The 10,524-nt window shown below is 59.7% G+C and carries 6 protein-coding genes; all 6 read right to left on the bottom strand.

Going from position 1 to position 10,524, the window contains the following annotated elements; all coding sequences use genetic code 11:
* Positions 1-745 precede the first annotated feature (745 nt).
* Complete coding sequence (locus CH268_RS28130) at positions 746-1,498, bottom strand: hypothetical protein (RefSeq protein WP_255182287.1); 753 nt, start codon at positions 1,496-1,498, stop codon at positions 746-748.
* Between the two features lie 716 nt (positions 1,499-2,214).
* Positions 2,215-2,712, bottom strand: coding sequence for a hypothetical protein (locus CH268_RS04175; protein WP_094662517.1), 498 nt, complete (start codon positions 2,710-2,712; stop codon positions 2,215-2,217).
* The gene (locus CH268_RS04170; protein ID WP_094662515.1) at positions 2,709-3,563 is read right to left on the bottom strand and encodes a ParA family protein; all 855 of its coding nucleotides are present in this window, start codon (positions 3,561-3,563) and stop codon (positions 2,709-2,711) included. The genes CH268_RS04175 and CH268_RS04170 overlap by 4 nt, the downstream gene beginning before the upstream one ends.
* A gap of 30 nt (positions 3,564-3,593) precedes the next feature.
* Positions 3,594-6,512 carry a Z1 domain-containing protein gene (locus tag CH268_RS04165; protein ID WP_094662513.1) on the bottom strand — a complete coding sequence of 973 codons (2,919 nt, stop codon included), beginning with the start codon at positions 6,510-6,512 and terminating at the stop codon, positions 3,594-3,596.
* Positions 6,509-8,026, bottom strand: coding sequence for an ATP-binding protein (locus CH268_RS04160; RefSeq protein ID WP_094662511.1), 1,518 nt, complete (start codon positions 8,024-8,026; stop codon positions 6,509-6,511). The genes CH268_RS04165 and CH268_RS04160 overlap by 4 nt, the downstream gene beginning before the upstream one ends.
* Positions 8,019-10,118, bottom strand: coding sequence for a hypothetical protein (locus CH268_RS04155; protein ID WP_255182286.1), 2,100 nt, complete (start codon positions 10,116-10,118; stop codon positions 8,019-8,021). Before CH268_RS04155 ends, CH268_RS04160 begins: the two co-directional genes overlap by 8 nt.
* Between the last annotated feature and the right edge of the window lie 406 nt (positions 10,119-10,524).

Here is a 10,524-nt window from a genome sequence, read left to right as displayed (position 1 = left end):
GGCTTGTCACACCAGTGGAGGCACCGGCATCATGAACCTGCCGGACACCGACACGTCAGGTCGTACACAGACCGACACGTGAGGTCGTCCACCGATATCCGGTTCAGGCTGCGGCAGTTCCGGCAAGGGCCTACTTCCCCGTCTAGCCCTACAAAAATGATGGCTTCTGGTGTTCGAGTATGGTTCCCCCGAACAGTGGCTTCGCGGCCATGACAGGCGCGTTCAGCGACTTCTCGTAAATGCGGAGGCTGAGCATCTCCGTCGTTGGGTGCCTGCGTCGTTAGCTGTAGATATCCAGTCGTCAGCTGTAGATGTCCATCTAACTCGCAATTGCAGCAAAGGGTTCCGTCGTATGGGTGAAAGTGTGGCAGTCGTAATGAGCTCGTTTGAACGTCGCCCACAAGCTTCCGGTACGAGAGTTGTCCCACCAAATCCCGGTCTCGCCCATTGTGCGGGGCAGCCGTGATGCTCACAGGCCTGCCTAACCGCCTCCGATGTGTACTGAGCCCCGCAGTCTGGGCGATGGTCCGGCCGGAATCGATCTCCCGACGGGCAGCCTCGACCTTGCACTCGGTCGTGAACGTCCTTCGCTCGCAGGGGAAAAGAATATCCTTCCAACGGCACCAACGATTTCGCTATCTCGATGTTCACCATCCGGCGAAACCTCAATTCGCCGCCGGACGGTTTCATATCGTTTCGCGGCCTTCGCTTGCCGACCGGATCCAGGGTCCGGTCCGAGGCTCACTCAGGCAGTGAGGGCAGGAAGAACTATCAACGACCCGTCTTCTTTGCGGGCTATCTCAATGGCGAGGTCGGGCTGCGGACCGTCATAACCGACCGAATCTTTTAGCTGGTGGACGCGCCGGCTCGTACGCAGCAGCTCGTCGACCTGACCGGAAGTAAACATGAAATCGCGAACACCGCGAGCGCGGTCGATCTCAAGGCTGGATAGTCCCCTGAGCAGCTTGACAATTCGTTCCTGCAATACCACGACACGATTACCGTGTTGTTTGAGCGTGCGAGTGAACCGCTCGAATAGATTTCCGGGATCCGACTGGGCCTGATCGACTGCTTGCAGTAGTAAGACGCGCTGTTTTAATTCGATCGCCAGTTTCGCCAGCTCCAGGTGCGCGCGGAACTCGCCGCCTTCGCCTCCGATTCCCGAGAAGGCCTTGTTCAGCGGCCCTAGTTCCGTGCGACCGTCCTTGAACCCGTCGAGCGCGGCTTCCCATGCATTGAGACGTGTTTCGGCGGTGGCGAGGCCGACATTGATCTGAAAAACCGCCGTGTCCAGCCCTAGCGCGGCACCCACCTTGCCTTCGTCGAGAAGCACAGCCGAGGCGGTCTCAATGATGGGGACGCAGGCGTTGAGCGCATTCCGCTCACCCGCCAGCGCGTTGTCTTTCAGCACCTCCAGCAGGCCAACGATCTTGTCTGTTGTTTCCTGCCGGTTGCGCTCAGCCCGGGCATTCAGACCCACCGCTACTGCAATCAACACGAGCGGCGCAGCGACTGTCAGTGCTGTCGCGCCGACGGCTGCGGCACCCGCCGCCTTTGCAGCATTACCGGCGACTGGAACGTACGTGGCCTGACCGACAATTCCCCGTGGTCCTACAAAGGCACCGTGCACACCACCCGCCACGGCCTTCGAAGGCATTGACTTCGCCAGCCCACTTCCGACCTGACCCGCAACCTTCGCCGGTACTACCATTCGGTATAGCGTCTCGCCATTCGACTGCAGCGTTTGCCCCGTGCTCGATCTGGAAGACGAAATCAGCTGTGACAGCTGGGTTGCGAGGGGGCTCGCGCTTTCGAGAGGAATACCACCGGAGAGGTTCGCACCCTTCGGCAGTGGGTGAGCCTCCAACGTTGCAAGGGGTGCCTCCACTAGTGCGGCTAACGCGGTCCGCGTTTCGGCCAGCCGGGCTGGTGTCATTGACAGCTCGCTCCTCACAGAAGGTGGCTCAACCTCCTTCGTTGCCAGCGTCCAAAACGGAATCACGTTGTCGTTCTCGTCCACTTCAAGCCTCTCTCAGGTCGTTAGCGCCACAATAATCGACACCTCAGACAACAACGCTGCCTTGTAGGACTGACGGCGACTACGGTCGGCGGGTGGCCGTGAGTCGCGGTACGGTCAATGCGCGGACGTGGTACGGCAGTGGCACGGACCGAAATTCGCCCCTATTCCGATAGCCGTACCATCTCAGTCCTTCGTCAGCGAAACACGCTGCCCTTGGAAGATGAGGCCTTGACCGCCTCGATTGTCCACTCCACCAACACCTCTGCCTTGCGTTTGCGCGCGCCCTCGCGATGCGGGTCTATCTCCTGCTCGGCGATAATGTCCTTGAGCTGCTCGAGGCTCAGCGCACTCAGCTTGCTACGGAGCCCGTCCACTCCGAGGCTGGCGAACACCTCGAAGGGGTCGAATTCTCCAGCAGCGCGGACAGCCTTCCTGGGAGCAGCCGAGCGCTTTCTCGGGGCTGGGCGGTGCACCGGGTCTGCGGTGACACCGTCGTCGCCCACAACCGGCACTGCACCAACGACGTCGACGAGAGCCTTGGCGAATCGAGGCGTACGGGTGGCCTCATCGGCCACGACCTTAAAAAGCTTGGTCAAGAGCAAGGCCGCGCTCTCGTCTTTAGCATTCAATTTGAGCAGCGCGCCGCCCAGCTCCTGGTTGTCCACTCTCTGACGGGTATCCGCGTCGGTCATAGCTTCGCCTGTGCTTCCGTGAGGATGTGCTGGGTGATGTCACGTAATTGGTCGTATTGTCCAGTGTTGCCGTATTTGACCTTCAAGGTTCCGAAGGTTTTGTTCACCGCGGCGGCAGCGATCGCGTTCGACTCGGCGAGGTAGACAGGCAGAACATTCTGGATGTGGGGATCTCGACGCAACGATTTCACCATCGACTTGTGAATCGCGGAGTTCGATTTGTATTTCGTGATCACCAATCCCAACTCGACGATCTTGCGATCGAGCTGGTCCCCAAATTTGGCGATGTGGGTCTGAATTTGGGGAATTCCGTATGTGGACAGCACATCCGGGATCGTCGGGATGATGTACCCGTCAGCAAATGCGAGGCCGTTGAGCGTGATGGGGCCGACGTTCGGTGGGCAGTCGATCAACACATAATCGTAACTGCCCAGTACCGGCTTCAGGGCGCTCCGAAGGATGTCGACACCTGCCGTCGGCGAACCGCTTTTGATCCGCAACGCACTCAGCTGCTCCTGCAAGTCGATCAGATCCAGTGACGAGGGCAGAAGATCGACACGGTGGCCACCTTTGACGGTGGAGACCGACCGTTGAATGGATGCTTTGACGTCGAAGTTCGAGGTTTCCTCGATCGCGTCTCTGAACATCGTCGCGATCGTGAGGCCTTCCTGGTTCAAGTCGAACCATTTTTCCTCGCCGATGAGCATGGTCGTCAAATTGATCTGTGAATCCAAATCGACCAGAAGCACGCGTTGGCCGAACTCCATCGACATGAACTCAGCGAGAGCCGCCGTCACAGTTGTCTTGCCCACCCCGCCCTTGAGGCTGATGGTGGTGATTACCTTGGCCACGAGGCACCATTCTTTCGATCGAGGAGTACGCTACGTCGCGTCGACGATCGCATCCTGCCCATCCTTCTTCACGCGGAATCCAACACGCGGGGTGGGTTCGGCTGCGTACGGGAGCGCATAGGAGAACAGGGTGGCGAAGTCGACGGGGTTAACCGGTCCGGTTTTCGCCTTCCCTCTGAATCGCGGGTTCGGGTCGTTGGCAAAGACCAGAATCATTCCGCCGCGCGTCGGCGTGTGCAGCTTCGCGGCGAGGGGTCCCCCGTTCTTCTCCGGGCTACCAGCAATATGCGCGATGACTTCGCGCTCACGCACTGCGGTCCCGGTAAACCCGGTCCGGTAGTCACGGTCCTGACGGCGACGATTGACAAGCGGCAACGTCCCCTCCCAACCCTTGATGGGCACGGCAGGTCGGGTCCGCGGCCTTGGAAGTAGGACAACGAATTCATCCAGAAGACCATTCTTAATTGCGGTGTCCATGGCCTCCAGGTGTGGACCGAACTTCCAGTTCGAGTCCCAGACGAACTTTCTCACCGCATCGCGAACCGCCTCGGCGGGCACAATCCCGTATAGCGCGTCGAATGTTCGATTTCCGCCCCGACTGCTGGACACGTTGAACACTCCAGGCTCCGAGAGCTGCTGCAAAAGGGGCTTCACCGCATCGAAGTGAGCCTTGTTGTTGTCACCGTTTCCGCGAGGAGGCTGCATCGTGAAGCTGAACGGCTCGCCGCCCACGCCGCGGTACGCCTGCTCCGCGTTGTACATTTTGTTGGCTGCAGTCGGTTTCAGCCAGGGTTGCGACTGGAACACCATCGGCGGCACGTCACGAGGGGTCATCATCGGTTCCCCCTCGTTGTTCGTGATGGCGAACCGCCGCAGCTCCGCCCTGAACTCCTCCTCGTCCCGCACGATCGTCTCGAAGGCGTGGTACATGTCGGTCGGCTTGCCCGCCGGGCCCGGCACATTGCGGCCGACGTAAAGGCGAACAAGATCGCGGTATCCGCGCCGGAATCCGAACCATCTACCCATTTGCATCAACGTGTCTGCCATGTTCGTACGTCGCGAGTAATACGTAGTGGTCAGCCCTTCAACGGTGAATCCCCGGCTCAGCTTCGCACCGCCCACCAAAATCTTCCAGACCCCATGCTGCTCGAAATTCAACTCATCTTGGTCATATTCGGTGTCCGAGTCCCCGTTGACGACAATCACCGGTGACAGGCCCGTCGCAACACGCCCGACGCAATCCCCAATGAAATCCTCGAGTTCGGCGAAAGTTGCTGGTGACTGAACTCCCTCCTCGGCTCGAACCGCCGACACGGGCTTGAAATCCTCAGTCCACAACTTCTCGAGACGCGCCAAACTGACCGGTTGGCTGTACGTCGAGTTCCGCCACAACAGCTTGAACTCGTCGGCCAACGCCTTGTGATCGCCCTTCAATCGCGACTCGTGCACGAGCATGGTGTGATGCTCGAACGGCTTCGCGCCCTTGCTTTCTCGATACAACTTCATGGCACCCGCAATGACAAACGAGTCCAGCGCCCGCTGCTGCTCCTCGCGGCGGCCCTCGTCGTCGTATCCCGAGTAAAGAAAGCGGACGAAAGCCTTCTCGTTCGAAGTACGTGGGGTCTTATCGTCGTCGGGGGTATCGTCGTCGAAGTCGTGAAAATCGGCACCGCCCATGTAGCCGATGGGACGTTCGAGGCTCAGAATAAAGTCTTTCGGAAAGATGTTCTCCGTGTCCACCGGATCGACGAAGACGTTGGCGAACGGTGTGGCGGTGTAACCGACGTATTGACCTCGTTTGAGTACCCGGATTAAGTCGGCAATGCGGGCGTTGATCGCAGTTCTTTCGATCTGGTCGGCTTTCCACTTGTCCGGGTTCAGTGTGTTGACCGACGCCTGGTCTGCCTCGTCGTCGATGATCAAGGCAGGAATCTGATCGAGAGGGGTTGGAATACGTCCGAGGTCCTCGACTAACTTCTTCAGTACAGCCGAGTTCTTCTTGACTACAGCGATTCTGACGTTGGACGGGAAGAGGTTCTCCGGGTGATTCAGCGGCTTCTTGTGGTCCACGAACTCGTAATGCAGTGCACCGAGACCGTTTCCGAGCCGCTGAAAATCGTACGACAAACCGGTGAGCCGTCGGATCGCCGGGATCTCGTTCGATGTGTTGGGGTCAACGTCATGCGTTAAGAACCTTCCTGCTACCCACTCCTGGTCATTGACGTAGTCGTCCGACGCCCCGATGTTCTGAACGCCGATGAGTTCCTTGTCCAAGCGACGCTGCGTCTGTCCTCGGAGCAGCTCGATGGTGCCCGTCAGCACAATGATGAGCCGATAACCGGCGTCGATCGCTTTGGCTGTGACTCCAGTGAAGTTCGCTGTCTTGCCGCTCTGGACATAACCGACGACCAAGCCCTTCGACTGATATGGCTCATCGCGAGTCGGATCGGCGAGACGTGACACCACCTCCGAGGTCGCAATGCTCAGCTTGGACACCGCAACTGAATTCCATCCGCTCGTCGCCAATACCCGTTGGTACGCATCCCAATAGAAAGTCCGCTCGCGGCGTCGTTTTGCGGTATACCACGGGTCCCACGGTTGAGGGGCAGTAATGACCACCAGTCCGTCGTCTACGGGAATCGCAGCGTCGAGGTGAGCGAACGCCTCTCCGGGGATGTCTAGGAGCGCATAAATCAGATGACGGCGCTGGGCGGTCTTCGGCGACGTGCCCGGTGCCCACACAGGGGTGGGTTCGGCGTCCCAGTGCTGGAATGCAGACGCTGCAGCAGATCGGACCTGTGCAGCCTTATCGTCCACCAAGTAGGCAATGACGTCTGCGATGTCTAGGCTTTTGTTCAGACGCGCGTTGATCGGAGGGAGCAACAACGATGGTGCGAAGTTGCCGTTCAGTTCCCGAGAAATCGCTTCCTGCACAGCATCGAAACTCATCCCTTGTCTCCACCCGTCTTGTCGTCCTGATAAGAAGCAATAGCGATCTCGGCACCGACAGCGGCCATCAATACGTCCTGCCATGCCTGCATCTGCTGATGCTGGCGAGCCGAATGCCGTTGCGCTGCAAACATATCTTGAGTCAAGAGGTAAATCAGGGTCTTCATAAGTGGCGCATCGTGCTCATTTCGACTTCGTCGGCCGAGCAGAGACCTCCTCAATCGAGCATTCAGCAACAATTCCCGACGCTCGAGATCCACCTCGAAAAACTTATCCGGCTCCAAGGCGCGCCACCGAACGGCAACTGGGTCATAGTCCCCACGGAGAGTGAAAGCGTCCTCGAATTCCAGCAACACGTCTTCAGATATCCCGTGCGCAAGCTCGACGATCGCCACCGGACGCGGCTGGGTCTTACGCGCATTTCTCGCCGTGGTCTCGGCGGCATCGAGGTAGCCGACGTCACCCATTGCTCGCTGCAGCGCAGACCCGAACGTCGCGTCGACTGTGACGCCTGACTTCTCGGTATTTATGACAACATGCTTGCTCAGAACATCATCCAAATCGATTGCGACTCGGGCAAGTCCGTAGTGGGGCCGGGGCCGGACCACTCCGCTCCAGCCACCGATCTGCAGCAAGCGGTCGGCGCGATAGACGAAGAGCCCTTGAACTTCTCGACCGGGTGCACCGAACAGGCGGAACATACCCGACGTGTTTCGCGCCGGCCAGATGTGGGCCGTAACGCTTGCGTGTGCGCCGTCGAGATCGAGGGACAGCGTGGCGGGGAACGCCGATCCGGCGGCGCCGTCGTATCCGAAGGGGTCGGTTGCGACAATCTTCGTCACCGCACCCGGGCGTCCCGCATCGATGTCGAAAACATCGCTGTAGATATTCACTCCGGCGTGAAGTCGCCGATGAAACACGATCCCGAGGTGAGCGTGCAAGTCCTGTCTGACGTCTTCCAACCACGCCATCTGTTCTTGCGGGTCATCGATTCGCAGAAAGGTACGTAGGCCCCGCATTTCCACAATCGTCCCGGTTTTGAATTCGAAACGTGGGCGAGGGTCGTCGAGCTCGGCGGCCGCACGAGTGTCGGAAATGACCCCAATCTCATGCGGTCTCGATCGATCGGCGATCGTGCGTGCACATGGCTTGGCCGGTGATGTTGCTCTCGACCACACCACCAGGGAGTTGGCCTGGCTCAACGACGCGGCTTTCATCCCTACTCCGAAGGCCCCAAGTTGACCCTCGCCGTACTGACGCTGACGACCGAACACCATGGCGGACTGCAACGCGTCGGCGTCCATTCCGGAACCGTCGTCGTATACCCGAAGTGCCACGACTTCCGAGTTTTGTTGAACGAAGCGGATAGTCACATTCCGCGCACCGGCATCCAGGCTGTTATCAATCAAGTCGGCGACGGCAGTCGACAAGGTGTGATGCAAGCCAATAGCTTTCACCACCGAAGGATCGGCCCCCGCGGTGATTGTTGCGACGGTAGGAACTACGTCAATCATCGGAATGATGCACCCAAGCCTGTTCAAGATACGAATGCACCGCTGGGTCACTCCCCGCGTAGTAAGAACTGAGAATGCGCCGGGTTCGGGTCTCGGTCGGTTGTCCGATGGCTTCAGCAAGTATGCCGAGCACGTCACCGTCGGCAACGGACTCCGGGTCACGGTGACCGATTATGGCGAGAGCCTTGCGTAACGGCGGGGCACTCTGTTCAAGTTTGACGGCGGGAACCACGTCGAACCCGCCGTCGACGTCGAAATACAGGAATACGTCATCCCCCGGCTTCGTTATCAGCTCCCGGAGAAAACGTCGAATTGTTCCGCACGTCGGTTGCGCTCCGGTCCACCGAAGCGTCTGGGCTCCTAAGCGGCTGTGAAGTTCAAGGGACGATCCCCGGCTGCAACCTAGAGCCGCGGCCACGCCCGCCGGAATTGCGAAGCTTGAACCGCGGAGCTGGTCCGCTGTCACAGTCAGTCGGTAGGACCAACCGCCGTCGAGCCTATGAAGACGCCTCGTGAGATCCGGCGACTTCACCCCGCCGTTCGAGCGCCGCCGCACTCGCCCGGAGAGTGGTTCGGTCTCGAAGTCCGCCTCCGCAGGTTGGTCGTCGGCCGACAGGGGCAGCGCGGAGATCCAGTCATTCAACATCCAGCGAGACGACGAGTCGAGCACGACGCGGGAGTCCTGGGACAATTGGCGGGTGATAGCTTCAGCGGGCTTGCGGGAGTCGGCCAAGGTCGCCAGGGCTTCGGCTGTCTGCGGGACGCCGACGACCTCGAGCGCAGCGACTGCCCGATCGCCGAACGTTCGAGGGGTGAGGGCCGAATCACCTACGACTGAAACGTCGCACGCAGCCAACCAAGCGCGCAATTCGTCGGAGGTCAAACCCGCGAGTTCGGACAGCTCCGAAAGCCGAACCACGCCGTTCGGCGACTCGAGGTCTTCTAGCAGAGACTGCGTGCGAGCTTTCGCGACATTGACGCTCGGCGCACCAGCCCAATTCCCCTGCACCTCGAACATGTCGTCGAATCGATCGAGCACAAACCAGAGAGGTGTGTCCACCGACTTGACGGTCCGCGCCAGGTCTGGGTGTACGACGATTAGACGGGTGAGCGAGGCTACCGGCTGTATCTCGACCCTTAAGCTCGCGAGAAGGTTGCCGACCGCAGTGCCGTACACACAGGCCGATGCGACTTTGCGCTTGACGGCCTGTTCGACATTCCTGGCTTGTCCTGACGACAGATGCAGTTTCGCCCCTAACGCACCGAGTGTCACCGGGCTGCTGGAAAGAAGGCGCAGTTCTACCACGAGACGCTCGCGATCATCGAGCTGTTCGAGAAGGTTCTCTATCTCGTCGACGGGATCCTGTGACGGTGGCGCGGGGAAATCTTCCGCCGTGAGCGCGGACAAGCGCTGTGCGAGTTGTTGTACCTCGAGCGGGGCTTCCGCGTCGATGTGGATGGTCAGGAACGGGTGGTTCGGTCGCCCTCGGACCCGCTGCCACCCTGCCAGGTGCTCGAGATCGTCCACCATCTGCACGACCACTGGGCTTTCCTGCGGCTCCCCGTCGGATTCCTGCAGCAGCGCGAACGGGTCGTCAAGGATTGCTATTCTCATCAGACCACGGACGATGTCCGCAATCGTGTCTTCACTGGTTCCACGGATCGCGAACAACGTCTCTACCGAACACCTCAGAAGAAGCCCGATCGTGTCGCTCGATCCCAGACGCCCTACCGCAGTCAGGCCCCTCGCAGATAGGCCGAGCACGCCGATTCTCAACTCGGGTTTCAGTGTCGGAAACGAGTCGACGAAAGCCAGCTTCGAATGGTTCTGGACGAACAATTCAGCGAGATCGTCCGTCAGCTTCGCAAGGTCTACCTCGTCCGCGGTGATCGTCGGCGAGTCCTCGAACCACCAGTCATCCGATGGGCCGACTTCTTCGAGAACTGCGGCCTTGGAGGATACGTAGCCGACTAGCCACGGCAAGACTCGCTCCCAAGCCTCAGGTCGGAGACTCGAAGCAGGCACCGAGTTTAAGCCGAGCACACCATCATTTCCTTCCCACACCGAACCGTGTGGTTCACGATATGCCACGAGCGGACGCTACGCTGCCGGGCATCCGGCTCACCAGGGAAGCGTGAACAGACTTGGAATGCGAAAGCCAGGCGCGCTGTTCAGCGACCGGCTACTCGAACCATTTGTCGACCTGCGCTCCTATGTTGCTCGGTTCGTACAGATCCCGGTAGCCACCGTTTCATACGAGCTTCGCGGAGCGCGACAATTGCCCCTTCCTGAATTTTGTACCAACCATCTCCTCGCCGTGCATCCCGGCACCAACCGCTTCTTCGCGTGCTCCACGATCGTGTCGCACCGGACTGGCGATCCAAGGCAGAATCGTCGAGGGTAAGTCCCGTGGGGTGGTGGACATTCGGTGAGGCGGCGTAGCCGCAGCTCGGGCGTGTCGTACCCGTGTTGTGGGTGGGCCATCGCGTAGTGATGA

This window comes from Rhodococcus sp. 06-1460-1B (assembly GCF_002258475.1).
Classification (GTDB): Bacteria; Actinomycetota; Actinomycetes; order Mycobacteriales; family Mycobacteriaceae; genus Rhodococcoides; species Rhodococcoides fascians.
This window is presented reverse-complemented; position numbering and strand designations above follow the sequence as displayed.